Here is a 25,344-nt window from a genome sequence, read left to right as displayed (position 1 = left end):
GTCAGGCGTCCGGAGCAAAATGCTTGCGACACAGTGCGACAAAGCGGGTGCCGCGCTCCTCAAAATTCTTGAACTGGTTGTAGGACGGTGCTCCTGGGGAGAGGATGATCGTGTCAAAGCGTGCCTGGAGATCCGCCAGGAGCGCGATGGCCGCTTCGAGATGGGGCGCTTTGTGTACGACGATGTCTGGCGCGACCATCGCGGTGGCGCGCGCCAGCCTGTCGCCTGTCACCGGCAGGGTCACCAGGGTGGTGACTCCACGCTGGGCCAGCAATTCGGACAATTCGGTGTAGTCCTGTTGCCGTTCGTAGCCGCCGGCGACAAGGGCAATGCGCCGGCCGGGATAGGCCGCAAGTGCCGCCTTGGTGGCTTCGGGCGTTGTTGAGATGGAGTCGTTGACCACGGTCATGCCGCCGAAGAGGTGCTCTTCGAGGCGGTGCGGCAGCGGGCGGAATGCGGCGATGCCCTGGATGATGCCGTCGAGCGTGCCGCCAATGCCCAGGGTGATCTGCGCGGCCAGGAGGGCATTGTCGAGATTGTGGGCGCCCCGCAGGCGTGAATGGGCCACGGCCTTCTCGATCAAGGCACTGGTTTCCGGTGCCAGGTCAGGCAGCAGGCGGCGGTGGTCGCGCACTGCCTTGGCGACAAGCGCATTGCCCCGTGCGGCCTGCCCCAGCGCCACGGCAAAGACGCCGTCCCGGTCGATCAGGTTAAGCTTGTCGGCATAGTAGCGATCGACCGAGCCATGCCAGTCGACATGTTCGGCATAAAGGTTGGTCAGTGCCGCCAAATCGGGCAGGAAATTCATGTCCGCGGTTTGATAACTGGACAACTCAAAAATGATCACGGGATGCTTGTCGGCGATTTCGAGCGGGGCGAGCCCGACATTGCCGGCCAGGCCAGCATCAATGCCGGACCGGGTGACCATCAGGTGAACAAGGGTTGCCGTGGTCGACTTTCCCTTCGTGCCGGTGATGGCGATGACGGTGCGGTTGTGCCGATAGGCCGCGCCCCAGAGATTGAGGTTGGAGGTGACGGCAATGCCGGCGTCGCGGGCCAGATCAAACACCGGCTTGTAGCGCGATACGCCCGGACTTTTGACGATGAGGCCAAAACGATGCGCCTTGATGGCAGCCGGCAGTTCCGCGGCGTCGATCTGCTCGGTCTCAGGGATGTCGGCGGTGCCACTATCCACCGTCACGAAAACCTTGAGGTTCGGCTGGCGCGCCTTGAGAAAGGCGCGCGTGGACAGCGCTTCGCGCCCCGCACCATAGAGCAGGACGGGTGTATCAAACTGCATAGGCGGCCACCTTGGCGGCCAGCGCCGGGGGAATATGATGGTCGTGGCTGTCGGTCAGGCACTCGGCCATGGCCAATTGCAGCTTCTCCTCGCCATATTGGGCGAAAAGGTCTGCTTTGATGGCGCGAACCACGGCGTCCTCATGCCAATCGGCATGGCGCGTCAGCGTATAGAAGCAGGCAGCCGCTTCGAGGATTTCGCCGACACACTCCCATGGCTTCTGGCCGGTGAGGCCGGCAAGTTCGCGGAATGATTGTTCATTGGCCGGTTCATTGAGAAGGTTCTTGCCGAAAATCTTCAGCATCCGCTGCTTGGCCATGAAGGGCGCAAAGATCAGGAAAACGAAGTGACATTTCGGACATTGGCCGCACCATAGGTGACCATCATTGCCGGTCAGGCGAAAATTGCGATTGCAGCTCGAAAAGACGGCGTCGAACCGGCTTTCCTTGGTGAACAGCGAGGCAATCCGCGCTTCAGAATAGGGGCGTAGCAGCGAGAAATATTTGAGCGCGCCACCTGTCGCATTGGCCAATGTGTCGGCGATCAGCAGTTCAAAGCCTAGCGACTTGGAATATTGGTGATTGGTTTCGCGCCCGTCGAACACCACATTGCCCTCACTGGCCGAGCGCTCATTGGATAACACAATCTGGTTGTAGCCAAACAGTACTGCACACAGTGAGGCGATCATCGAATTGATGGCCGTCGAGGGGACATGGCCATTGTAGTAGCCCGGCAGCTGTCCGAGCCGGATCATTTCAGGGTCGAGCGTGCGGGTGACATAGACCGGCGGCGTGCCGATGGCGTCCACCGAGGTCAGGATCGGACCCTTGGGATTGACGGCAAAGGGGGTGAATTGCTGGCCGGTATGGGTGAGCAGATCGACGCTGACGAGCGAATCCTTGCCCCCGCCAATGGGCAGCAGGGTGCGCTCGGGCAGGGCAGGGGCCGGCTTGCGCTCGCTTGCGTCGTCGGGGGCGGTCAGCGTGAGCTTGCCGAAGCGGGCCAGGTCGTTGCGCGCATAGAATTCACCCAGGCCGTTCTCATAGACGTCGATGACGAAGGCACGCTCGGCTGCAGTCAGCGCAATGCCAGAGGCGTGAATGGCATAAGGCGCTCGCAGCTTGAAGTAGCTGACGCCGAGGACCAGTGCCGTCAGGCCGAGCAGCTTTTCAAACGCAGCTGAACCGGCTGTTTCTGCATCGGCGCCTTGCGGCAACAGCAGAGTTTCGGTGAAGTTCAGATCGTTGAGGGTATAGGGAAATCGCGCCTCGCCGGTGGCGGGGTCAAACGATGGGTGCTCGATACGGAAGAATTCGGTCACGGACTACTCGTTGGCTCTGTGCTCCCCATATAGGTGATTTGCGGCTGTGGTGGGAGTGGGGCGAGTCCAGCTCAGCTGCGCAGGATTTTTGCCATGGGCCGGCCCTTGGCCAGTTCATCCACCAGTTTGTCGAGGTAGCGGATGTCGCGCATCAGCGGGTGATCGATTTCTTCAAGGCGCACGCCGCAGATCACGCCCTTGATCAAGGATCTGGACGGATTGAGGCGTGGCGCGTTGTCGAAAAAATCCTGGAATGGTGTCTTGTCCGCGAGCGCCTGTTCGAGTTGCTGCTGCGAGTAGCCGGTGAGCCAGCGCGTGACCTCGTCCACCTCGTCCCTGGTCCGGCCCTTGCGTTCGGCCTTGGTGACGTAGTGCACATAGACGCTGGCCACACTCATGCCGTAGATGCGATGATTTTCGTAGTCCATGGGGGCAGAATAGCGCCAATAGCAGCGACCTGTCGATGGCGGGGAGGCCCGTTCGTCATTGAGGCAAGCGCCCCCGGAGATCGAACATGCTGCCCATTCTTACGGTTTTCAAATGGTCCCCCGACGGAGGCAAGGGCCTGGCGCGCGACATGCGGGCGCGCTGGGCACTGGAGGAGGTGGGGCAGGCCTATCAAGTGCGGCTCGTGTCGTTCAAGGGACTAAAGGCCCCCGAGCATCGGGCACGGCACCCCTTCGGGCAAATCCCCACCTTTGAGCAGGACGGGCTGGTGCTGTTTGAATCGGGTGCCATCGTGCTGCACCTGGCGCTCCGGCATCCTGGCCTGTTGCCGAGCGATCCGGACGGTCGGGCGCGGGCCATGATGTGGATGTTCGCGGCGGTCAGCACGGTGGAGCCGCCGATTGTCGAGCGGGAACAGTCAGAGTTCACCGACCGCGGCAAGCCCTGGTATAGTCCCGAGCGCTTCGCCTTCCTCGATGACGCAATCCGGGCGCGGCTGCAGGATCTTTCCGCGCATCTGGGCGAACGTGAGTGGCTCGATGGCGCATTCAGCGCTGGCGACCTGATGATGGTGCTGGTGTTGCGTCGCGCCGAGGCGCCGCTGCTGGCGGAATTTCCCAACCTTGCGGCCTATGTGGCGCGGGGGGAGGCGCGTTCTGCCTATAAGCATGCCTATGCGGCGCAAGCAGCGCTTTATGCGGGCGGGCCGCCGGAAGACTGGTAAGGCGCGCGGCTCAGGCGAGCCGCTCGAGCCGGCCCTTGCGCTTGACGATGTTCTTGTAATCCCACTGCACGATGCGCGCCTCTTCGAGCCAGCTGACCAGTTCGTTGGAATTGATCTGGCTGGGTGACGTATAGCGCTTTTCGGCGGCCTTGAACGTGCCTTCGGGTTCGAGGCCGGGTGTATCAAAGGACTGCCCGCTCCAGAAGAGGAGGCGGACCGGCCCCTTAAGCTTGGAATAGCCCACGAGCGGATTGCCATCGAGAAACCACACCGGATGAGCATGCCAGATCTTGCTCTCACCATCAGGAAGGGTGCGGTCGATAATAGTGCGCAGTTGGTCGCAGATCAGGCGGAATTGGTCGACCTGCCCGGCGTTGTATTCGTCGATGGTGGTGGGCTTGGTGGCAGTCATGCAGGCCTCCCTCAGGCTACAGGTTATACCAGCATGACGAGGGACGTGTGGGGGTTTCGACAGGGGCGTGGCAACTTCCCGGCACAGCCACTCGCGCGTTGCGCGTGTGGTCTGCTCGCCCAGATCTCCCCACTGGGGGAAATGGCCCTTTGGCCGGCTAGTAGATCCGCATCTGCATGCGCATGACGATGTCTGCGCCCAGGCGCTGGAAGCCGTATTCGCGCATGGTGCAGCGCCACTCTTCTCCCGATTTCTCGATGCGGAAGAGATTGTAGCGGGCCGGGTCGTCGAGGGTGCCGCCCTGGGCCGCGCTGGCAGCGGCAACACCGATGACCGGGACTTCGTGGCCCTTGCCGGGGATGTGGTGGATGGACGAGCGATGGGTATGCCCGTGCAGCACCAGTTCGGCGCCTTCATTGGTGATCACCTGGCGGAACAGGCGGTGGCCCTTGAGCCCGAAGGACGGGTGCTGCAACTCGGCATTGGGTGGGTGGTGGATCAGCACCACGCGGAAATAGCCGGCATCGCCGAGAAGCTTGAGGATGCGGGTGAGGCGGGCTGCCTGCTTTTCTTCAAAGCGCCCGATGGCCATGAAGGGCGGGGTGGGTACAGCGCTGGAGCAGGACACAATGGCCACGTCGCCAATGCGGCGCACAAAGGGGAAGGCCTCGCCCTCGACCGTCTCGCCGCGCAGATAATCGCCCCATTGGTCGCGGGCGTAGTCGAGAGCGCCGGGCACATAGGCATCGTGGTTGCCAGGGCAGACCGCTGTCTTGTCGGCGCCGCCGAGCGAGCGCAGCCAATCTCCGGCGCGCTCCACTTCGCTGTTCAGCGCCAGATTGGTCAGGTCGCCGGTGACAGCTGTGAAATCGGCGTTCTGTTCCTGCATGTGTGCGACGAGCCGAGACAGGGTCTCGGTGTTCATCTCGCCATGGCGCTTGAGCTTCCAATTGAGAAAGCCGGTCAGGCGCTTACCCAACAGATCACGCAGTCCCACCGCGGGCATGGGGGAGAGGTGGATATCCGATATGTGCGCTAGTGTGATCATCGCGGGGGTTTTGCCAGAACGGATGAGGCAAGAAAACGTTCAATCGTCACAACGCACGATTTTGTCGCGGGCCAAGCTCTGATAGCCAAGGGGCAGAGATGGAGCCAAGACCATGATGAATCGCTTCCAGCGCGTGCGCGCCAAGGTTTTCCTCACCCTCAAGGGGCTGTGGCATCGCATGACCGTGGGCGCCAGGGTGATGGTGGTCGACGGCGACAAGGTATTGCTCATTCGCCATACCTATGTGCCGGGCTGGCAATTCCCCGGCGGCGGCGTTGGACCAGGCGAGACTTTTGAGGAGGCCGGGGCGCGCGAAACGCTGGAGGAAACGGGCTATCGCGTCATTGGGCCGATGGAGTTGTTCGGGCTTTATCACAATTCGAGCCCGGTGACGGACCGGGACCATGTGGCCTTCTACGTCGCCAAGCGCTTCGAATTTGTCTCCGAGCGCAAGCCCGACCATGAGATTGCCGAAGTCGGCTGGTTCGACCGGCATAAACTGCCTGACAAGGTAACGCCCGCCACCAGCCAGCGGATCGACGAATATTTCGATGGCCAGGAGAAGCGGACGGTGTGGGGGTACTGAGGGCGCATCAATCGTCGAAGTTCCCCAGCCCCCCTTCATTGGGGAGGAGCGCATCGGGGTGCTCCCTCTCCTTCAGGAGGAGGTTGGGAGAGGGTAAGTTTGGCTACCCCAGGAACGGCAGTTCCGGCCCTATCGGAATGATCCGGTGGGGGTTGATGGTGGTGTGGCTCCAATAATAGTGGGTGCGAATGTGGTCGAGGTCGACCGTTTCCTTGACACCGGGCACCTCGTAGAGCGCTTTCAGATAGTGCGAGAGATTGGGGTAGTCGGCGATGCGTGTGCGGTTGCATTTGAAATGTCCGACATAGACCGCGTCGAAACGCACGAGGGTCGTGAACAGGCGCCAGTCGGCCTCGGTGATGGTGTCGCCGGTCAAATAGGCGGTTTCGCCCAGCAGATTTTCGACCCAGTCCAGTGCGTCGAACAGCTTTGAGACGGCCTCGTCATATGCGTCCTGGGTGGTGGCGAAGCCGGCCTTGTAGACGCCATTGTTGATGTCGTCATAGACGCGGGAATTGATCGTATCGATCTTTTCGCGCAGTGCTTCTGGATAATAATCGTCGGTGTTGCCGGTCAATTCGTTGAAAGCCGAATTGAACATGCGAATGATTTCCGAACTTTCGTTCGAGACGATGGTGTTGGTCTTCTTGTCCCACAGTACCGGCACGGTGACGCGGCCGGTATAGTCGGGGACGGCCTGAGTATAGACCTGCCAGAGGTAGTCCTTGCCGAGAAGGGCGTCGCCGCTCGAGCCTTCCTCTTTCTTGAAGCTCCAGCCGGTTTCGTCAGGCATTTTGGGAGAAACGACCGACACGTCGATCAAGCTGTCGAGTTCCTTGAGCTTGCGGAAAATAAGGGCGCGATGCGCCCAGGGGCAGGCGAGGGAAACATAGAGGTGATAGCGCCCGGCTTCGGCGCCAAAGCCACCCTCACCCGAGGGGCCGGGGCTGCCATCGGCGGTGACCCAGTTGCGGAAGCCGGATTGGCTACGGACGAATTTGCCGCCGGTATTGGCAGTGTCATACCACTGGGTTGACCACTTTCCGTCAATCAATCGTCCCATCTCAATACCCCTTTGGTCATCTTGCTGTCGGCTTTGGCAGGTCAAATCCCCAATAGCCGCATGGTTGCGGTGTGTGCCCCTATTTAGGGCGCGGGCGCCAAGGGGATAAGTGCGATGCAACGGAACAATGCGTTATGCATTTGGATCATAGCAGCGGGGGCGAGCGAGGAAATCGGTGGCATGAGCCCAATATTCCCATTTACCGCCAACCCGGTGGATGCTAATGCGAAATTAGACGTGGAGGCGTCCAGGATGGCGAAGGTCTTGCAGACGAACCGACGACCCTAAGTGGTTGTAATGAGCGGTATGCCCAAGGGCTGACCGCGCCTTGTCCTGCACATTCCCTTTCCTGGATCAGACCCATGACCACGCTCGTTGCGGCCGAGGCCGCTTCCACCCCTGTTGACGGCCAACCCCATGTGCGGCTCGCTACGCCCGCCGATGACGTGTTTGTCGAGGACCTGCAGGCGATTGCCTTTGGTCCGGGACGGTTTTCACGCACCGCGTTTCGGGTACGCGAGCGGTTCCCCATCGATCCGAGCCTGAGCCTGATTGCCGAAGTCGATGGCACGCCCTGTGGCTCGGTCTGGATGACCCCGATCAGTGTCGATGGCCAGAAGGGCTATCTGCTGGGCCCGCTGGCCACCCACCCCAATTTCCGCAAGCGGGGCGCCGGCAAGCTTCTGGCGCGCGAAGTTGCCCGATTGGCGCTGGCGCGGGGCGATGGGCACTTTGTGCTGCTGGTTGGTGACCAGGACTATTATTGCCCGCTGGGCTGGGACATCACCACACCGGGCAATATCCAGTTTCCCGGGCCGGTTGATCCCACGCGCGTGTTGCTGATGGCCGATGACAAGAGCCTCGCCAAATCGCTCAAGGGTAGCATTGCGGCCTTCGACGCGGGGCAGTGAGGCCATTTCTTCTTCCCTTACGGAAGAATGTGCCAAGAATCCTCCCTCATTTCCTCCCACAGGGAAGAGGGAATGAGGGGGGTGGTGCATGCGCAGAAAATGGGGTGTCAGTTCCAGTTGCCTGGCTTAGACTTTGGTCAATCCTCAAAGCCGAGCCCACCTTGACCATCGAGAACGACATTGTCGCATTGTTGAGTTCGCAGCTGCTGTCCGAGCCGCCACCGCTCGAGCCGGCGCGCGAACTGGTGCCAGACTGGCAGCCACTGCAGCCTTTTGAGCGCCCACCGGTGCCTGCGGCGGTGCTGATTGCCCTGGTGCGACGCCCCGAAGGTCATACGGTGCTCTATACGGAGCGTTCGCCGGATTTGCGCGCCCATTCGGGGCAGGTGGCGTTTCCCGGAGGCAAGATCGATGGGTCGGACGTCAGCGTTGCTGCCGCCGCGCTGCGCGAGGCTAATGAGGAAGTGGGTATGACGGCCGAGGACGCGGTCATCCTGGGCTATATGCCGACCTATTATACCGGCACCAATTACCTGATTACGCCGGTGGTCGCCGAGGTGACCCCCAGTGGACCCTTTGTGCCTAATCCGGGCGAGGTGCATTCGGTGTTCGAGGTGCCGCTGAGCCGAATTCTGGACGCAGAGGCCTATGGCCGCTTCCGCGTCAGTCGGGGCGGCACGGAACATTCGACCTGGCAGATCGATCATGACGGCCATGTGATCTGGGGGATCACCGCAAATCTGACGCGGCTGTTCCGCGACCTTGTAGTTGGCGAGGTGGCGGCGTGATCCCGGATCGGATCGAAAATGCCGAATGGCTGGTGCGACCCGCGGTGCAGACGATTTTTGCCGTGCTCGGCGGTGCCGAAGGGCAGACGCGCGCAGTGGGCGGTGCGGTGCGCGACGGCCTTATCGGTCGGACGCGCGAGCATGCCGATATCGACATGGCGACAGAACTGCTGCCGGTCTCGGTCATGCAGAAGGCCAAGGCGGCGGGGATCGACGCCTATCCCACCGGCATCGAGCACGGAACGGTGACGCTGCGGCTCGAGGATACAACGGTGGAAGTGACGACGCTGCGGCAGGACGTTGTCACCGATGGCCGGCATGCCCAGGTGCAGTTCGGCACCGATTGGGTGGCCGATGCCGAGCGGCGCGACTTCACGCTCAATGCGCTCTATTGCCATGCCGACGGGACGCTGTTCGATCCGCTCAAGGGAGTTGGAGACCTGGTCAACGGGCGGGTGCGCTTTATCGGCGATGCTGCCCGGCGCATTGCCGAGGATGGCTTGCGGGTCTATCGTTTCTTCCGTTTTTCGGCGAGCCACGGCGGTGAGCAGTTCGACCCAGAGGGGCTTGATGCCTGCCGCGATGCCGCCGAGGAAATCGACCATATCGCGCGCGAGCGCGTCGGCGCCGAAATGATGCGGATGCTGGCCTTGCCGCGGGTGGCGCAGACGCTGGGCGTCATGGACAAACTGGGGCTGCTTTGCATCGAGCCGGGCGCTGCCGCGGCGCTGCTGCGCTATGAGACGCTGGGCGGGCAGACCGCGACGGCGCGGCTGGCGCTGATGGGGCGCGAGGGGCTTGAACGCCGGCAGGGGGAATGGCGTCTGAGCAAGGCGATCATGACCCATGCCGACCATATTGCCGAGGCTGCGCAACTGCTGCGCCAGGGCGACATCGGGTGGGCCGCTTATCGGTTTGGTGAGGACGCGGTGGAGGGGCTGGCGGTTGCCGCGGCCGAAGAAGCGTGGCCGCGCGAACAATTGGCCGAAATAGCGCGGGACCTCGGACGGCTACCGGTCGCGCCCTTGCCGGTGAGTGGCGCCGATCTCGAGGCCAAGGGTATGAAGCCGGGTCCCGACATGGGCGCTGCACTGGCCATCATGGAACGCGCCTGGGTGGAAAGCGAATTCAGCCTCGGCAAGGCAGCGCTGCTGGAGCGGATTTTTCACTAGAGATAAGACGCTTCGGGCACAAAAGAGCCCCGGCGAACCGGGGCTGATCAATTGGTCTGGAGTCAGTGCTTAGTCGGTCGCCCCAGGTCGTCAACGTCGACGATACGTTCCTTGATACGCTCGACCATTTCGGGGCGCACATCCGTTTCGCCGTTAAGATTGCGCATGTTTTCGACCGCGCGGCGGACCACTTCGGCCACGGTTTCGGCTTCGGCGCGCCAAGTGGACCCTGGAATAAGCGTCCCGGAATCAAAGCGTTTCATTGCTGAACCTCCCTCGTTTCTCGCTCTGGACAGTCTGAGAAAACGCACGGATCGGATTTCGGTTCCCTATTCGTCCGGAAAAATTCCCATCTCGGAGAGACCTTCGATCCAGGTGGCTCCATCCCGGCGGATCACGGTGCGGGGAGTGATGCCGATCTCCTCGGCGATGGCCGCCGCCAATGGAGCTGAATGGGTCACCACCCAGACCTGAGTGCGCTCGGCGGCGCGCGCGATGGCGCGGGCAAGGGCCGGCAACAGGTCGGGGTGGAGCGAGGTTTCCGGCTCGTTCAGCGCGATGAAGGGCGGCAAGCGATAGGCCAGCAGTGCGCCAAGAAGCGCGAGAAATTGCAGCGTGCCGTCCGAGAGTTCGGCCTGCTCAAAGGGCCGGTGTGGCACTTCGGGGAAGACCATCGAGAAGCTGGCATCCCGCTGGGGCGGGGGAATTTCAATGCGAGCTCCGGGAAAGGCCTGGTCGATGGCGGCGTCAAGATCGACGGTGTCGCCCCTGATGTGACGCAGCGTGGCCAGCACTGCCCCGAGATTGCCGCCATCGGCATCGAGCGTGGGTGACGTCACGGCCAGTGAGGGGCGGCGCAACGGTGAGGCGGCATCAGTGCGGAAACCATGGTAGAAACGCCATTCCGCCAGCATGTGTCGCACGGCGTCGAGCTCGGGCAGGGTGCCTCGCAGGGCGGAGAGGGCGGTCTCGCTGGCCAAAAGCGGATGATCGAGTTGGCGCATCCGCCCGTCTTCGGCGCGATACCAGGCGGCTGGCCCCTTGCGCTCAAGCAGCGTGACGCTGCGTCGGCCGGGCAGGATCAGGCTTTCGGCCTTGATCTGCGGCTCCTGCTCGAACACGGCCTCGTAGCGGTCGCCGAAACCGACTTCGACCGAATAGCGGGGCACGAAGGCGGCTTCATCGTCCCCTGGCCGGAACGTGTCGAGCCCGACTTCGAAAACCAATCGAGGCTTATCAATGGCCTTGCGCGGCCCCGCCCACATGGCCGAGGCCAGTCCGCCCTCACGCGCCAGGTTGAGGACAATATCCCCCGTGGCTGCGGCATGCACCAATTCGAGGCCACGATAGAGATTGGTCTTGCCCACGCCATTGCCGCCGACAAGTACAGTCAAGCGCTTGAGCGGAAAGCGGATGGCGCGGATGGAGCGATAGCCGGTTATCTCGAGGTCGGACAGGGACATGGGGACTCGCGCTTTCGAGCGCCTAGAGCATCCTCACGCGACATCGCCAGTCAAGACCGGACCGTCACCGGACGCTTTCCGTCAGTTTCAATCCTTAGGGCCACTTCACCGCCGGGGGCATGGAGGAGAGGATGGAATTGACGTTGCCACCGGTCTTGAGGCCGAAAGTGGTGCCGCGGTCGTAGAGCAGGTTGAATTCCACATAGCGGCCGCGCCGTATCAACTGTTCGTCGCGTTCGGCCTCGGTCCAGGCCTTCTCGAAGTTACGGCGCACCAGCTTGGGATATATGTCGAGGAAGGCTTCGCCTACACCCCTCGTAAAGGCGAAATCGGCGTCCCAGTCGCCGGAATTGAAGTGGTCGTAGAAAATGCCGCCGATGCCGCGCGGTTCGTTGCGGTGGGGCAGGAAGAAATAGTCGTCGCACCAGGCTTTGAGGCGCTCATAGTCCACGCCGGGACGATTGTCGCAGGCCGCCTTCATGGCGGCGTGGAAGTCGAGTGTGTCCGGGTCAGTCTGGGTACGGCGATTGTCGAGCACCGGGGTCAGGTCGGCGCCGCCGCCCCACCATTGCTTGCCGGTGACAATCATCCGGGTGTTCATGTGCACCGCCGGAACATGAGGGTTCCAAGGGTGGATGATGAGCGAAATACCCGAGCTCCAGAAGGCGGTGCCCGCATCGGTGCCCGGCATCTGCTTGGCGAATTCCTCGGTGAAATTGCCGTGCACGGTCGAGATATGGACGCCGGCTTTTTCAAAAACGCGGCCATGCAGCATCGACATTTCGCCGCCGCCACCCGCAGCGCGGTCCCAGGGCGTGCGCTCAAACCGCCCGGCGGACATCTCGGCATGAGGGCCGATGACCTCGGTCTCAATGGCTTCGAGTTCGGCGCAAATGCGGTCGCGCAGGGCGCGGAACCAGGCGCTTGCTGTGGATTTTTTGGTGTCGATATCGGCGAGGAGGGTCATGAGAGGGGGGAATGGACCTTCAGATCGGTTCTGTAAAGTGTGTCACAAGGGAGCGGCGTCGGACAGCACCGGGAATGCTCCCGTCTGGCGCAGCGCTTCGCCCAATATCATCCCGCCTGCCAGGGCCATATTGATCGAACGCAAACCGGGCTGCATGGGAATGCGCAGCCGTAGATCACAGACCTGAGCCACGCTGTCGGGCACGCCGGCGCTTTCCCGGCCCAGCAGCAGGATGTCGCCGGGTGCAAAGGTTGCGGCATAGGCCGATTCGCTGGATTTGGTGGTGAGCAGCACCAGCCGGCGCGCCTGATGCTGTCTCCAGGCCTCGAAGGCGGCGAAGCTGGCATGTTCGGCCAATGCGGCCTTGTCGAGATAATCCATGCCGGCGCGCGCCAGATTACGGTCGGTCAGCGCGAAGCCGGCCGGGTGGATGACATGGACGGTGACGCCGAGGCAGGCACCGAGCCGCAGCAGGGTGCCGGTGTTGGCGGCGATGTCGGGCTGATAAAGGGCCAGGGCGATAGACATGGTGCATCCTGTCAGGCGCCTTGAGGGGCGGCGTTTGCGCAGTGCCTCGGGTATAGTGTCGCAGTTGTGGGCTGTCACGGTGCGCGCACTGGACAAGTTCCTGTGACAGTGCAAAAAGACCTGACCTGACGGGCCGCTTGAGGGCGGACGGCGGTCGAATCCGTTTACGCGGGCGACAGTGCCGGAGCCGGCCCCGTCAATTGTGCATCGTACGGGGATACGGACCTTGGCCACGCAAGCAGAACATTCATCTACCAACCGGCGGGACTTCCTGTTCGTTGCAACCGGCGCCGTTGGCGCGGTTGGCGCAGCCGCTGTGGTCTGGCCGCTGATCAATCAGCTCAACCCCGATGCCTCGACCCTGGCGCTCGCCAGTATCGAGTTCGACGTCGGCGCAATTCCCGAAGGGCAGTCGGTGACCATCACCTGGCGTGGCCTGCCGGTTTTCGTGCGCCACCGCACCGGTGCCGAGATCGAAGAGGCCAAGGCGGTTCCGCTGAGCGAGCTCAAGGACCCCGAGACCGACGAGGCGCGGACCAAGGAAGGCCATGAGGAGTGGCTCATCATGATCGCCAATTGCACGCATCTGGGATGTATCCCGGTGGGTGAATCGGGCGATTTCGATGGCTGGTTCTGCCCCTGCCATGGTTCGCACTATGACTCGGCCGGCCGTATTCGCCGCGGTCCCGCGCCCAAGAATCTGGTCGTGCCACCTTATGAATTCGTCAGCGATACGCTGGTCCAGATCGGTTAGTGGGGACTTTCCCGATGTCAGAACATTCCTCCTATACTCCCGGTAATGCCGTCGAGAAGTGGCTCGATGACCGCCTGCCGGTCGTCCGGTTCGCCAAAGAACATTTGATGGACTTCCCCACGCCCAAGAACCTCAACTATTGGTGGACCTTCGGTGCCATCCTGGTGATGTGCCTTGGCGTGCAGATCGTGACTGGCGTCATTCTCGCCATGCACTACACGCCCAATGTCGGCCTGGCCTTCGACTCGGTGGAGCATATCCGCCGTGACGTGAATGGCGGCCGCATCATCCAGGCCGTCCATGCCGTGGGCGCCTCGATGTTCTTCGTGGCCCTCTACATCCACATGTTCCGCGGTCTTTTCTACGGCTCCTACAAGGCGCCACGTGAGATCATCTGGATCCTGGGCGTGCTGATCTTCATCCTGACCGTCGCGACCGCCTTCATGGGCTACATCTTGCCCTGGGGCCAGATGTCGTTCTGGGGTGCCACGGTTATCTCGAACATCTTCTCGGCCATTCCGGTGGTCGGCGAAAACATCAAGCAGCTGGTGCTGGGCGGCTTTGCAGTCGGCAATCCGACGCTCAACCGCTTCTTCTCGCTGCACTACCTGCTGCCCTTCGTGATTGCCGCTATCGTCGGCCTGCACATCTGGGCCCTGCATGTTCCGGGCAACAACAACCCGATCGGCGTCGAGGTCAAGGAAAGCCGCGATACGGTTCCCTTCCATCCGTACTATACGATGAAGGACCTGTTCGCGATGGTGGTATTCATGATCCCGTTTGCGTGGTTCGTGTTCTTCGCCCCCGATATCCTGGGTCACCCCGACAATTACATCATGGCCAACAGTCAGGTGACGCCGGCCCATATCGTGCCCGAATGGTACCTGCTGCCGTTCTATACGATCCTGCGTGCCATCGACTTCAACGTGCTGTTCATCGACTCCAAGCTTGGCGGCGTGATCGCCATGGGTGGTGCGCTGGTCATGCTGCTGATCGTGCCGTGGCTCGATACGTCAAAGGTCCGCTCGGGCTCGTTTCGTCCGCTGTTCAAGTGGTTCTACTGGCTGTTCGTGATCAACTTCGTGGCGCTGACCTACCTTGGCGCGCAGCCGGCCGAGGCCCCCTATACGCACCTGGCCAAGCTCTGCACGGCCTATTACTTCCTCTACTTCCTGGTCATCCTGCCGGTGCTGTCGCGTATCGAAACGCCCAAGCCGCTGCCGACCAGCATTTCCGAGAGCGTTCTCGGCAAGGCACACGCATGATCGGGGCAAAAACCATGTTCAAGACCAAGATCATCATCGCCGCCTTCGCCGCACTGGCCGGGTTTGCTGGCCTGCCGGCCATGGCCGCCGAGGATAGCCATGCGACGCCGCACATCGAGCGGCAGGGCTGGAGCTTTGCCGGTATCTTCGGCACCTATGACGTGCACCAGCTGCAGCGCGGCTTCCAGGTGTTCCGGGAGGTTTGCTCGAGCTGCCACAGCGCCAACCTGATCTCCTTCCGCAATCTGTCGGAAGAGGGTGGCCCGGACTTCTCGGAAGCCCAGGTCAAAGCGCTCGCTGCAGAATATGAAGTGGAAGATGCAACAGCCGAAGGCGGTCGTCGTCCGGGTGTCGCCGCTGACCGCTGGCCGGCGCCGTTCGCCAATGACCAGGAAGCACGCGATGCCAATGGCGGCTCGTTGCCGCCGGACTTCTCGGTGTTGGCCAAGGCTCGCGGCGTGACCGATCCGTTCCCGAACTGGGTGTTCAACTACTTCACCGGCTACCAGGAAGGCGGCGCGGACTATATCCATGCCCTGCTCAATGGCTACCATGAAGAGGCCCCCGAAGGGTTCGAACTGGCTGAGGGCAAGTATTACAATGACTACTTCCCGGGCAAGGCGATTGGCATGGCGCCGCCGTTGGCCGAAGGCTCTGTAACCTATGAGCCAGGCGAGGATGGCGTTGCCGTTCCCGAGACGCTGGAGCAGTATTCCAGTGACGTAGCTGCCTTCATGATGTGGATGGCTGAGCCGCATCTGGTCAGCCGCAAGCAGACTGGTTTTGTCGTGCTGCTGTTCCTCGTGCTGTTCGCTGGCCTGATGTATGGCACCAAGCGCAAGCTCTGGGCTGGCATCGAGCACTAGGGGCCAAGCCCGCGAGGCACGGTCAAGGCATAATTTGAAAGGGCCCCCGCCGGGGCCCTTTTGTTTGGTTCCAGCGCCGTGAGGCCCTTGTCATGGCGCCCCGCAGTCGCGATATTGCAGAACGTTCGGGTTGTTGAAGGAGACTGCGATGTCCGCCGTTCGCCTTGCCGTTACTGTGGTCAGCACCGCGATTGCCATGAGCCGCCATCCGGTGGTGCGTGCCAGTGTGCAGGCTGTCGTCAACAATCCCAAGGCGCGTGAAACTGCAATCAGCACCACGCGCAATGTGGCCTACAATGCCGGCGTCATCGCCCGCCATGTGCTAGGCCGTAACAAGTCCTGACCTTTTCTCCCATTCAAGGCCATCCATGTCGCTCGACCTGAAGTCGCTCGTCCGCACGATCCCGGACTATCCCAAGAAGGGCATTCTGTTCCGGGACATTACGACCCTGATCGAGCATCCCGAAGGTTTCCGTGAGAGTGTCGAGCGCATCGCCGCCGGCTATCGGGGGGAGGGCATTACCCATGTCGCCGGCATCGAGGCGCGCGGGTTCATCTTTGGAGCGGGCGTCGCCATCGCGCTGGGCGCCGGGTTTGTGCCGGTGCGCAAGAAGGGCAAGCTGCCCGGTGAAACGATCGGCCAGAACTACGCGCTCGAATATGGCGTGGACACAATCGAGATACACGCCGATGTGGTCGGGCCGCTGCACAAGGTGCTGCTGGTCGACGACCTGATCGCCACGGGTGGCACGGCCATTGCCGCCGTGGGCCTGCTGCGCCGCACCGGCGCGGTTTGCGACGATGCGGCCTTTGTCATCGACCTGCCCGATATTGGCGGTGCGGCCAAGCTCAAGGCCGAGGGCGTAACCGTCTCGGCGCTGATGGCGTTTGACGGGCACTGAGCCCGTTCCCGCCTACCAGTTTTTGCGCCCGTCCATCTGCTCGATTTTGACCGCAGACCAGTCGAGGTCATCGATCAGCCGGAGATTGACGGCATAGATCCGTTCGGTTGGCATGGCCCCTTCGCCGCCATGCTGCTTGGGCGTGCCGTCGGCGTTGTAGAGCGATGCCCAATCCGGGCTGTCGCCCCAGGTCTGCATGCCGCAAGTGGCGCAGAAATGGTGCAGATTCACGCCGCGGGACGAGTAGGTGGTTTCGCCGCCGCGCGAGAGGAATTCAAGCTCGTCGGGGCGGTAATAGGCCCAGACGGCACCGGTGCGGGCACAGTAGCTGCAATTGCAGGACTTTGCTTCGCTCGGCTGGCTGGGCAGCGCGATCCGGGTGGCGCCGCAATGGCAGGATGCGGTCAGGGTCATTGCTGTCTCCTTCATTCTGATAGCGCCAGAGTGAAGCGAGCCAGCGACAGCGCCTGTCAGGAGGTCATGCCGCCTGCGTGACTGCCTCGGCCAGTTCCTGCTGCCGCTGATCCACGAGGCAGAACTGGTTGCCTTCGGGGTCGCGCATGACCGTATACGTGGGGAGCACGCGGTCTACCGTAGCGCCGACTTCCTTGAGGCGTTCCACTTCAGTGGCGCGGTCGCCAACCTCAACGTCGAAATGGACACGGTTGTTGTCGGGGCGCTGACCGTCGACATTCTGGAAGCATATGGAGGGGCCGGGACCGTCGAGCATGACGGTGCTGGGCGTGTCCGGGTCGAGGCCCAGGGCCAGGCTGATCGCGGCATCCGTGCCGTCGCCCTGGCGGACCTGGTACCCCTCCAGCAGCTCGGCCCAGAAGGGGGCCAGAACGGCCGGCTTGACACAATCAAAGACGATTTCGTGGATGGCGCCCATTTGCCGGTCTCCTTGTCGTTTGACAATTCGTTAATCGGCAATTGCGGCAAGACTGGTGCAAGTTCCCCGGCCGCAGGGGCCGGGGATAAAGTTGTGATCAAGGCTCGAGCTGTCCCGTTTCCGGCTTCTGCTCGGCGCTGACGTCGGGCTCGTTGCGTGTCTTCCACAAGGAGTAGAGAACGCCGCCCGCAAGAATGGCCAGCGTGATCACCAGCGAGAGCAGGGTGTCGATGTGGATGTGCAGGGGCACCAGGAAGATCTTGATGCCGATCAGCACCAGGATGATCGCCAGCGAAATCTGCAGGTAGCGGAAGCGGTTCATCGCCGCGGCCAGTGCGAAGTAGAGCGCCCGCAGGCCCAGGATGGCGAAGATGTTGGACGTATAAACGATGAACGTATCCTGGGTGACCGCAAAGACGGCAGGCACCGAGTCGACGGCAAAGATCAGGTCGACGACTTCGACCATGATCAGCGCCACCGCCAGCGGGGTCAACCAGGTGACGAGCTTGCCGGTTTTCGGATCAGGTTCCCTGACCGCAAAGTGGCGGCCGCGCAACTCATTGGTAATGCGGAAGCGCTTGCGCAGGAATTTGAGGACAGGGTTGGCCTCGATGTCCGGCTCTTCATCGGAATGGCTGAACATGCGAATGCCGGTGAACACCAGGAAGGCGCCGAACAGGAAGAGGACCCAGTTGAACTGGTAGACCAGCGCTGCACCCAAGCCGATGAGCACGGCGCGGAACAGGATGACACCCAGAATACCCCAGAACAGCACGCGGTGTTGATAGAGCCGGGGGATGCCGAGGAAGCCGAATATCGTGGCAATGACGAACATATTGTCCATCGCCAGCGATTGTTCGATCAGATAGCCGGTATAGAACTCCAGCCCCGCCGTCGCGCCGCGCTGGAACCACACCCAAGCGCCGAACGCCAGGGCAATCAAGACATAAAAGCCATAGAGCAGCAGGCTCTCCTTGGCTTCGATCTCGTGCTCATCGCGGTGGAGGATGCCGAGGTCGAAAACAAGCAGGCCAATGACGATCGCGATGAACGCGACCCAGAAATAGACGGGAGTACCGAGAAAATCGCCCGAAAGGGCGGCAAGAAGCGATTCCATCGCCGGACCTTCTCCATGTGAATTGTGGAGCAGTTCCGACATCGCCATAGCAAGGGGCTATGACCAGAGGGGCCCGGCACTGCCCCTCATAAATGCGCGAAAGGGCAACAAAGTTCAACCCCTGCTTTGGGGGAAGGCTAGCGCGGGGTGCACAACATGACGATGGCTTCGGCGGTTTCCAGCTGCAAGGCCGAGCCGAAGTTGGCATCGTCGACCAGGCGCCCGGCCTGGATGGCGCCATTGGCGCGCAAATTGCCGTCGTTAAAGCCGACGCCATCCTGATAGGGGGTCAGCGAGCCGGTGCCCGAATTGGGATCATTGGCGGTGCGCGAGGCCCAGCCATAGACCTCGCCATAAATGGTCAGGATGCCCGCCCGATTGGTGGTGGCGTCGCGACAGCTCCAATTGCCCTGATAGGCCTGGGCGAGAGCCGGCGTGGCGGACAGGGCGGTGAGGGCGAGGCAAAGGGCGAATCGGCGCATAGGCTGAGCATGCCGACCCGGCATGCCCCGATCAAGAGCGACGGCTGATCAGCTTTCCGAGAACGGGCACTTTGGTGAGCGCGAGCAACACTCGCAGTTTGGCCGGCATCTGATAGTCGCGCAGCTTGGAGAAGCCGACCAGGTCGGATTTATAGACCATCTCACCGTGCTGGTTGATTGCCACCAGGCGATTGAACAGAAGGCCCCAGCCCGGAATGGAATTGGACGCCCGCTTGCCGGTGACGGTCAGCGTATAGGTGACCGTGTCGCCGGGGCGGACCGGCGCCTTGAACTCCATGGAATTGACGCCGGGGGAGGGCCCTGACACGCCCGGCTCCTGCCCGAGGCCGCGCAGGCGGTCTTCTTCGGCAAACAGCGCATCGACCATTTTGCGGTGGCCGACGCTGACGGTGTGCCAGCCCGAAGCAATCAGCCCGCCAAAATGGCTCTGCTTGGCCAGCTCGGGGTCGACATGAAAATACTGCGGGTCGTAGAGAGTGGCAAAGCGGATGATCTCCTCGGCGGAAAAGGTGTGGCTGCCGAGCGGGAAATCCTCGTCGATGGTGATGTCCTCGAACCAGCGCGTCATGCCGGCACCTCCGCTTGGCGGCACTCGACCAGATTGGCCAGGCGCATGGTCATGACCGGCTTGTCCTTCTGGTTGCGGACGTCAAAATCCATGGTGACAATGCCCCATTGCGGATGGCTGGACGAGCGGCGCAACTCGGCAATGGTGACGGTGCCGCCAATAGTGTCGCCAACCATGACCGGGGTCTTCCATTTGAGGTCGTTGAACCCCAGGCCGCCGCAGGACGCGATCTTAGATAGGAAACTGTCGACCAGCATCTTGAGGCTCAACCCGCCGGTCTGCCAGCCGCTGGAGGCCAGGCCACCGAGCAGGCTCGTCTTGGCCGCTTCCTCATCGAGGTGAAATGGGAAGGGATCGAATTCGCGCGCAAAGGTGATGATCATGTCTTTGCTGACAGTGGTGTGGCCCAGGTCGATGACTTCGCCCACGGCGAGGTCTTCGAAATGACGCCGATCATGAGTGACAGGATTGGTCATTTGCTTGCCCTATACGTCAACGGTGCTTTTGCCACGAGTTTCTGTTCGGGGCAAGGCATAGCGGGCTAAAGGGGGCCCGGGGAACCCAGTTTGTGCGGCTTCCGGTATCACCCCCTCATTCCCTCCTATCAAGAGCGGGGTGACGCAGGCCCGAGCGTATCCTGTTCATCGTCTCCCTCCCTCTTGTGGGAGGGATCAAGGGTGGGGTGCTCTTGAGAAATGGCCATCGACTCCTGAGCAAACATTGACATCTCACCCGATCCCGCCCAATTGGAGCGCAACATTTTCCCGGAGATACCCATGGGCTTCAAGATGGGCATTGTCGGCCTGCCGAATGTCGGCAAGTCGACGCTTTTCAATGCATTGACCCGCACCGCCGCCGCTCAGGCAGCCAATTTTCCGTTCTGCACCATCGAGCCCAATGTGGGCGAGGTCTCAGTACCCGATCCGCGGCTGGAAAAACTGGCAGCTGTGGGCAAATCAATCAATATCCTGCCGGCGCGCATGAGTTTTGTGGACATTGCCGGCCTCGTGAAGGGCGCGTCGCAGGGCGAAGGACTGGGCAACCAGTTCCTGGCCAATATCCGCGAAACCGACGCCATCGCCTATGTGCTGCGCTGCTTTGAAGACCCCAACGTCATTCACGTGTCCAACCGGGTCGATCCGCTGGCCGATGCCGAGGTGGTTGAAACTGAGCTGATGCTGGCCGATCTCGAAAGCCTCGAAAAGCGCCGCGCTGGCGTTGAGAAGAAGGCCAAGGGCAATGACAAGGATGCCAAGCTGACGCTTGAGCTGATTGATCGCGCGCTGGTGCTGCTACGCGATGGCAAATCCGCCCGCTTCGTCAAGCGCGAGGCCGAGGAGGAAAAGGCCTTCGCCGAGCTGCAATTGCTGACCAGCAAGCCGGTGCTCTATGTGTGCAATGTCGATGAGGGTTCGGCCGCCACGGGCAACGAGCTGTCCAAGCGGGTGGAGGATTATGCCCGCTCGCATGACGCCGGCATGGTGATCATTTCCGCTGAGATCGAAAGCCAGCTGGCCCAGCTCCCGGATGCGGAGCAGGCTGAATATCTGGAATCCCTGGGTCTCGACCAACCGGGCCTCAATCGCCTGATCCGCGCCGCCTATGACCTTCTGCACCTGCAGACCTATTTCACTGTGGGTCCGAAGGAAACACGTGCCTGGACCATCCACAAGGGCGACCGGGCCCCGCAGGCAGCGGGCGTCATCCATACCGATTTCGAGCGCGGCTTCATCCGGGCCCAGACCATCGGCTATGAGGATTTCGTGACGCTGGGCGGCGAAGTGCCGGCCAAGGAAGCGGGCAAGGCGCGCGACGAAGGTAAGGACTATGTCGTCAAGGATGGCGACGTGATGCTGTTCAAGTTCAACGTTTAGTCCCAGACACAAGACACGTCTGGCTCATTGATCAAGGCCGGTGCCCCGCGGGTGCCGGCCTTTTACTTGCCCGGCCACCGCGATAGTCGACCAGATCGCCCCAGTTGCACTGCCAGCTGCCGTCGTCTTCCAGCTAGACGAATATGCCCACGATGTTTTGGCGCAGATGCGACAGCGCCGCGCTTTGGAATCATCAAACGACCGCAACGGGGCGACACCAGTCTTCTAGCTTTGTCCTGGTGTCTTCACCCTTACATTGTCCATCAACACCCACCGCCCGTCACCCTCGGCCTCTTTGCTTCTGGTTGCTGGAAGCTTGGCCAGGTCTACGTTACGACCAGCAGTCGACGCCTTCACCGACGCAGTCGCTGGAATGACAGCGCCAAGTGAAGAGCCTTCGGCGCAAGGCCGAGGGTGACGCGCGGAGGGTGTGAATATGGCGGGTTTTGACCCTTCGATCCCGTGGTTTCAACGTTCGAAACGGGGCGAGTCCTTGCCATCCGCCCTTGATGCGCTCCTCCCCCTATCAGGGGGAGGCTGGGTGGGGGTATCCAACAAGAAATTTATCCCCGGCCCCTCCACCGTCCCCCATATTTCCTCCATCACCCCGCGGTGGACGGACTGCAGCGAACTTTTGCGGGGGAGCCGGTGAGACTGGGTCGCTCCAGGGCTCGCCTGCCCATCGGATCACCTTGCGACGAGCGATCAAAAGGGGTCCGGATGCGCGGGAAAAACCCGGCGTTCCGAGGCGGCGACGTCTCTATTTATTCAAATTTACTGAGACGCACGCGCCTCGGGACACGTCCAACCCAGATACCGGAGGCAGCTATGCCGTCCGGCGATTGTGCGCGTCCCTAACCGGTCAAGCGTTGCAGTCGGAGGCTCGGCAGGGGCGACCAACGCGAAACCCCTGACGTCAAAAATTCTTAGAAAACCGGAAGAAGGGGCTTTGATGCCGGATTGCAAGTTTGGCGGCACCCGATAGCATTGAGAAAAGGCGGCCGGAGGAGCCGCAGGCCGGTTCTCGGCCACCAACGGAGCATACCCCATGGCCAATCCAAAAATCACCTTTATCGGTGCAGGCTCGTCTGTGTTCATGAAGAACATTGTCGGCGACATCCTGCACCGGCCTGCGCTGGCTGGCGCGGAAATCCGGCTCATGGACATCAATCCGCAGCGGCTCGAAGAGAGCGCGATCATTGCCGACAAGCTGATCTCGACGCTTGGCGCTTCGGCGACCGTAACGACCTATTCGGATCAGCGGGCGGCGCTCGACGGGACCAATTTCGTTGTCGTCTGCTTCCAGATCGGGGGCTATGAGCCATCGACGGTCGTCGATTTCGAAGTGCCCAAAAAGTACAATCTGCGCCAGACCATTGCCGACACGCTGGGCGTGGGCGGGATTATGCGTGGACTGCGAACTGTTCCGCACCTCTGGAGCATTTGCGAGGACATGCTGGCCGTCGCGCCGGATGCGGTCATGCTCCAATATGTGAACCCGATGGCCATCAACACCTGGGCAATCGCGGAAAAATATCCGAGCATCAAGCAGGTGGGATTGTGCCACTCGGTGCAGGGTACGGCCATGGAATTGGCCCATGACCTCGACATTCCCTACGAGGAGATCCGCTACCGCTCGGCCGGTATCAACCACATGGCGTTTTACCTCAAGTTCGAGCATCGCCAGCCGGACGGCACTTACAAGGACCTCTATCCCGACCTGCTGCGTGGCTATCGGGAGGGACGAGCCCCCAAGCCCGGCTGGAACCCGCGCTGCCCCAACAAGGTGCGTTATGAGATGATGACGCGGCTGGGCTATTTCGTAACCGAAAGCTCTGAGCACTTTGCCGAATATACGCCCTATTTCATCAAGGAAGGGCGCGAAGACCTGATCGAGAAATACGGCATTCCGCTCGATGAATATCCCAAGCGCTGTGTCGAGCAGATCGAGAGTTGGAAGAAGACTTCAGAGCAGTATCGTTCCGCCGACACGATCACGGTGAAGCCATCCAAGGAATATGCCAGCTCCATCGTCAATTCGGTTTGGACGGGCGAGCCTTCGGTGATTTACGGCAATCTGCGCAATAATGGGGTCATCACCTCGTTGCCCGACGCGGCGGCGGTGGAAGTGCCGTGCCTGGTCGATGACAATGGTCTGCAGCCCACATTTATCGGTGATTTGCCGCCGCAGCTGACGGCATTGATGCGCACCAATATCAATGTTCAGGAGCTGACGGTGCGGGCGCTGGTGGAGGAGAAGCGCGAGCACATCTATCATGCCGCCATGATGGACCCGCATACGGCGGCCGAACTCGACCTCGACCAGATTTGGAGCCTAGTGGACGAGTTGATCGCGGCTCATGGCGCCTGGCTGCCGGAATGGGCGCGGGGCGGCAAATAGGCGAGCGGGGTTATTCGCCCTTATTGCCGAAGAGCTTGCTCAGCATGTCGGCCATGGGGCCGGACTTCGGCAACTCGGCCTGGGGCTTGGTGTCCCGGGCCTGGCGGATGTGGCTCTGGGCCTTGGGGGCCGGCTTTTCGGCCTTTTGGGGCTCGTCGCTCTTCACGGCCAGCGCCAGCTTGTTCATGAAGCCGGCGTCGTCGCCATTGAGTAGGAGCGGCGCCTGGCGGGCGATTTCGTCGAGTAGCGGATCGAGCCAGGCCTTGTCGGCCTTGGCGAAGTCGCTCAGCACGTGATGGGTCACATTCTCCTTGCCGGGATGGCCAATGCCCAGGCGCACGCGCTTGTAGTCGAGCCCGATCTGGGGGTCGATGGAGCGCAGGCCATTGTGGCCACCATTGCCGCCGCCGACCTTGACGCGCACCTTGCCCGGCGCGAGGTCGAGTTCGTCGTAAAACACCACGATGTCGGCATTAGCGATCTTGAAGAAGCGTGCGGCCTGCTGGACGCTGTCGCCCGACTTGTTCATGAAGGTCTGGGGCTTGAGGAGCAACACGCGCTCGCCGCCCACGGTGCCCTCGGCCACAAGGCCGGAATGCTTGGTTTTCCATGTAGAAATGCCATGGGCCGAAGCCAGGGCATCGATGGCCATGAAGCCGATATTGTGGCGGTTGCCGGCATATTGGGCGCCGGGATTGCCAAGGCCAACAAGCAGTTTCATGGAGACGACCCTTACGAAATGAGTGAGGCGGCCGTGGGGCCGCCTCAGCAAAGCTGTCGCTGTAGCGGGAGATTACTCCGCGTCGGCAGCGGCTTCGTCGTCGGAACCGCCGGCTGCGTCGGAGGACTTGAGGCCCGAGGGAGCAACCAGGGTCGCGATGGTGAAGTCGCGATCGGTGATGGCCGGCGTCACGCCCTTGGGCAGGGTGACGGCGGAAATGTGCAGCGAGTCACCGATTTCAGTGCCAGTAAGGTCAACCGTGACGGCTTCGGGGATGGCGTTGGCCGGAGCAATCAGTTCCACGGTGTGACGCACAACGTTGAGCGTGCCACCGCGCTTCAGGCCGGGGCTCTTTTCTTCGTTGATGAAGGCCACGTGCACTTCGACGTGCAGCTTGGAGCTGCCCGAAACGCGCAGGAAGTCGATGTGGACCGGCTGGTCCATAACGACGTCAAGCTGGTAATCGCGCGGGATGACCTTGTGGATCGTGCCGTCGACGTCGAGGTCGAGCACGTGCGACTTGAAGCCACCGGCGTAGATGAACTTCAGCGCGTCCTTATAGGCCACGGAGACGGTGACGGGGGGCTTCTTGTCACCATAAATAACAGCGGGAACACGTCCCTGACGACGGGTTTCGCGAGCGGCCCCCTTGCCCACTCCGTCACGCGCCTGTGCCTTGAGCACCTTAGTATCAGCCATGGAAAGCATCCATTGGGTTGGTGTATGGCGTCATCTCAACGGCATACGCGCC

General features: G+C 61.7%; 30 protein-coding genes. 12 read left to right on the top strand and 18 right to left on the bottom strand.

The window, feature by feature from the left end:
- Nucleotide 1: 1 nt before the first annotated feature.
- From murD to NIM87_RS10545, 3 genes are all read right to left on the bottom strand, one after another.
- The gene (gene murD, locus NIM87_RS10555; protein WP_254674620.1) at nt 2-1,300 is read right to left on the bottom strand and encodes a UDP-N-acetylmuramoyl-L-alanine--D-glutamate ligase; all 1,299 of its coding nucleotides are present in this window, start codon (nt 1,298-1,300) and stop codon (nt 2-4) included.
- Nucleotides 1,290-2,621, bottom strand: a complete 1,332-nt coding sequence (locus tag NIM87_RS10550; RefSeq protein WP_254674619.1) for a hypothetical protein — start codon at nt 2,619-2,621, stop codon at nt 1,290-1,292. Before NIM87_RS10550 ends, murD begins: the two co-directional genes overlap by 11 nt.
- Nucleotides 2,622-2,692: 71 nt before the next feature.
- Nucleotides 2,693-3,049 (bottom strand): DUF2200 domain-containing protein, encoded by a 357-nt coding sequence (locus NIM87_RS10545; protein WP_254674618.1) that lies wholly within the window; start codon nt 3,047-3,049, stop codon nt 2,693-2,695.
- An 86-nt stretch (nt 3,050-3,135) separates the two neighbouring features.
- Here NIM87_RS10545 and NIM87_RS10540 point away from each other — a divergent pair, with 86 nt between their 5' ends.
- Complete coding sequence (locus tag NIM87_RS10540) at nt 3,136-3,792, top strand: glutathione S-transferase family protein (RefSeq protein ID WP_254674617.1); 657 nt, start codon at nt 3,136-3,138, stop codon at nt 3,790-3,792.
- A gap of 10 nt (nt 3,793-3,802) precedes the next feature.
- Here NIM87_RS10540 and NIM87_RS10535 read toward each other — a convergent pair whose 3' ends face one another.
- On the bottom strand, nt 3,803-4,204 hold the full coding sequence (locus NIM87_RS10535; RefSeq protein ID WP_254674616.1) for a DUF1801 domain-containing protein: 402 nt from the start codon (nt 4,202-4,204) through the stop codon (nt 3,803-3,805).
- 157 nt (nt 4,205-4,361) lie between these two features.
- Entirely contained in the window at nt 4,362-5,252 is an 891-nt protein-coding gene (locus NIM87_RS10530; protein ID WP_254677789.1) for a metallophosphoesterase family protein, read from the bottom strand.
- Nucleotides 5,253-5,364: 112 nt separating this feature from the next.
- Between NIM87_RS10530 and NIM87_RS10525 the strand changes: the two genes are divergently transcribed.
- Entirely contained in the window at nt 5,365-5,838 is a 474-nt protein-coding gene (locus tag NIM87_RS10525) for an NUDIX domain-containing protein (RefSeq protein WP_254674614.1), read from the top strand.
- Nucleotides 5,839-5,941: 103 nt separating this feature from the next.
- Here NIM87_RS10525 and NIM87_RS10520 read toward each other — a convergent pair whose 3' ends face one another.
- A complete protein-coding gene (locus NIM87_RS10520; protein WP_254674613.1) occupies nt 5,942-6,901 on the bottom strand; it encodes a glutathione S-transferase family protein in 960 nt (319 codons plus the stop codon).
- A gap of 362 nt (nt 6,902-7,263) precedes the next feature.
- Here NIM87_RS10520 and NIM87_RS10515 point away from each other — a divergent pair, with 362 nt between their 5' ends.
- The 3 genes from NIM87_RS10515 (at nt 7,264) to NIM87_RS10505 (ending at nt 9,772) form a co-directional block, all read left to right on the top strand.
- The gene (locus NIM87_RS10515; RefSeq protein ID WP_254674612.1) at nt 7,264-7,812 is read left to right on the top strand and encodes a GNAT family N-acetyltransferase; all 549 of its coding nucleotides are present in this window, start codon (nt 7,264-7,266) and stop codon (nt 7,810-7,812) included.
- A 161-nt stretch (nt 7,813-7,973) separates the two neighbouring features.
- Nucleotides 7,974-8,600, top strand: a complete 627-nt coding sequence (locus NIM87_RS10510) for a CoA pyrophosphatase (RefSeq protein ID WP_254674611.1) — start codon at nt 7,974-7,976, stop codon at nt 8,598-8,600.
- A complete protein-coding gene (locus NIM87_RS10505) occupies nt 8,597-9,772 on the top strand; it encodes a CCA tRNA nucleotidyltransferase (protein ID WP_254674610.1) in 1,176 nt (391 codons plus the stop codon). Before NIM87_RS10510 ends, NIM87_RS10505 begins: the two co-directional genes overlap by 4 nt.
- A gap of 62 nt (nt 9,773-9,834) precedes the next feature.
- On the opposite strand, the gene NIM87_RS10500 is transcribed toward NIM87_RS10505, so the two are convergent.
- From NIM87_RS10500 to NIM87_RS10485, 4 genes are all read right to left on the bottom strand, one after another.
- A complete protein-coding gene (locus NIM87_RS10500) occupies nt 9,835-10,035 on the bottom strand; it encodes a DUF1059 domain-containing protein (RefSeq protein ID WP_254674609.1) in 201 nt (66 codons plus the stop codon).
- A gap of 66 nt (nt 10,036-10,101) precedes the next feature.
- Nucleotides 10,102-11,235 carry an AAA family ATPase gene (locus tag NIM87_RS10495; protein WP_254674608.1) on the bottom strand — a complete coding sequence of 378 codons (1,134 nt, stop codon included), beginning with the start codon at nt 11,233-11,235 and terminating at the stop codon, nt 10,102-10,104.
- A 94-nt stretch (nt 11,236-11,329) separates the two neighbouring features.
- A complete protein-coding gene (gene hemF, locus NIM87_RS10490) occupies nt 11,330-12,202 on the bottom strand; it encodes an oxygen-dependent coproporphyrinogen oxidase (RefSeq protein ID WP_254674607.1) in 873 nt (290 codons plus the stop codon).
- A gap of 42 nt (nt 12,203-12,244) precedes the next feature.
- The gene (locus tag NIM87_RS10485) at nt 12,245-12,730 is read right to left on the bottom strand and encodes a tRNA (cytidine(34)-2'-O)-methyltransferase (protein ID WP_254674606.1); all 486 of its coding nucleotides are present in this window, start codon (nt 12,728-12,730) and stop codon (nt 12,245-12,247) included.
- Nucleotides 12,731-12,956: 226 nt separating this feature from the next.
- Between NIM87_RS10485 and petA the strand changes: the two genes are divergently transcribed.
- From petA to NIM87_RS10460, 5 genes are all read left to right on the top strand, one after another.
- A complete protein-coding gene (petA, locus tag NIM87_RS10480; RefSeq protein WP_254674605.1) occupies nt 12,957-13,484 on the top strand; it encodes a ubiquinol-cytochrome c reductase iron-sulfur subunit in 528 nt (175 codons plus the stop codon).
- A 14-nt stretch (nt 13,485-13,498) separates the two neighbouring features.
- Complete coding sequence (locus NIM87_RS10475) at nt 13,499-14,749, top strand: cytochrome b (protein WP_254674604.1); 1,251 nt, start codon at nt 13,499-13,501, stop codon at nt 14,747-14,749.
- 14 nt (nt 14,750-14,763) lie between these two features.
- Nucleotides 14,764-15,615, top strand: a complete 852-nt coding sequence (locus tag NIM87_RS10470; RefSeq protein WP_254674603.1) for a cytochrome c1 — start codon at nt 14,764-14,766, stop codon at nt 15,613-15,615.
- Between the two features lie 148 nt (nt 15,616-15,763).
- Nucleotides 15,764-15,958: a hypothetical protein gene (locus tag NIM87_RS10465; protein WP_254674602.1), complete on the top strand. Its 195-nt coding sequence runs from the start codon at nt 15,764-15,766 to the stop codon at nt 15,956-15,958.
- A gap of 25 nt (nt 15,959-15,983) precedes the next feature.
- Nucleotides 15,984-16,517 carry an adenine phosphoribosyltransferase gene (locus tag NIM87_RS10460; protein WP_254674601.1) on the top strand — a complete coding sequence of 178 codons (534 nt, stop codon included), beginning with the start codon at nt 15,984-15,986 and terminating at the stop codon, nt 16,515-16,517.
- A 12-nt stretch (nt 16,518-16,529) separates the two neighbouring features.
- On the opposite strand, the gene NIM87_RS10455 is transcribed toward NIM87_RS10460, so the two are convergent.
- From NIM87_RS10455 to NIM87_RS10430, 6 genes are all read right to left on the bottom strand, one after another.
- Nucleotides 16,530-16,931, bottom strand: a complete 402-nt coding sequence (locus NIM87_RS10455; RefSeq protein ID WP_254674600.1) for a GFA family protein — start codon at nt 16,929-16,931, stop codon at nt 16,530-16,532.
- Nucleotides 16,932-16,995: 64 nt separating this feature from the next.
- On the bottom strand, nt 16,996-17,409 hold the full coding sequence (locus NIM87_RS10450) for a VOC family protein (RefSeq protein WP_254674599.1): 414 nt from the start codon (nt 17,407-17,409) through the stop codon (nt 16,996-16,998).
- Between the two features lie 97 nt (nt 17,410-17,506).
- On the bottom strand, nt 17,507-18,526 hold the full coding sequence (locus tag NIM87_RS10445; RefSeq protein ID WP_254674598.1) for a TerC family protein: 1,020 nt from the start codon (nt 18,524-18,526) through the stop codon (nt 17,507-17,509).
- A 137-nt stretch (nt 18,527-18,663) separates the two neighbouring features.
- Entirely contained in the window at nt 18,664-19,008 is a 345-nt protein-coding gene (locus tag NIM87_RS10440; protein WP_254674597.1) for a hypothetical protein, read from the bottom strand.
- Between the two features lie 31 nt (nt 19,009-19,039).
- Entirely contained in the window at nt 19,040-19,597 is a 558-nt protein-coding gene (locus NIM87_RS10435; RefSeq protein WP_254674596.1) for a MaoC family dehydratase, read from the bottom strand.
- Nucleotides 19,594-20,073 carry a MaoC family dehydratase gene (locus NIM87_RS10430; RefSeq protein WP_254674595.1) on the bottom strand — a complete coding sequence of 160 codons (480 nt, stop codon included), beginning with the start codon at nt 20,071-20,073 and terminating at the stop codon, nt 19,594-19,596. The genes NIM87_RS10435 and NIM87_RS10430 overlap by 4 nt, the downstream gene beginning before the upstream one ends.
- 300 nt (nt 20,074-20,373) lie before the next feature.
- Between NIM87_RS10430 and ychF the strand changes: the two genes are divergently transcribed.
- Nucleotides 20,374-21,471: a redox-regulated ATPase YchF gene (gene ychF, locus NIM87_RS10425; protein ID WP_254674594.1), complete on the top strand. Its 1,098-nt coding sequence runs from the start codon at nt 20,374-20,376 to the stop codon at nt 21,469-21,471.
- A gap of 1,048 nt (nt 21,472-22,519) precedes the next feature.
- The gene (gene melA / locus NIM87_RS10420; protein WP_254674593.1) at nt 22,520-23,872 is read left to right on the top strand and encodes an alpha-glucosidase/alpha-galactosidase; all 1,353 of its coding nucleotides are present in this window, start codon (nt 22,520-22,522) and stop codon (nt 23,870-23,872) included.
- A gap of 10 nt (nt 23,873-23,882) precedes the next feature.
- Here melA and pth read toward each other — a convergent pair whose 3' ends face one another.
- Entirely contained in the window at nt 23,883-24,593 is a 711-nt protein-coding gene (pth, locus tag NIM87_RS10415) for an aminoacyl-tRNA hydrolase (RefSeq protein ID WP_254674592.1), read from the bottom strand.
- 72 nt (nt 24,594-24,665) lie between these two features.
- Entirely contained in the window at nt 24,666-25,292 is a 627-nt protein-coding gene (locus NIM87_RS10410) for a 50S ribosomal protein L25/general stress protein Ctc (RefSeq protein ID WP_254674591.1), read from the bottom strand.
- Nucleotides 25,293-25,344: the final 52 nt, after the last annotated feature.

The sequence above is a fragment of the Devosia ureilytica genome, assembly GCF_024273195.1.
Classification (GTDB): Bacteria; Pseudomonadota; Alphaproteobacteria; order Rhizobiales; family Devosiaceae; genus Devosia; species Devosia ureilytica.
The sequence above is the reverse complement of the archived record's forward strand: the minus strand, read 5'-3'. Positions and strand labels throughout refer to the sequence as shown.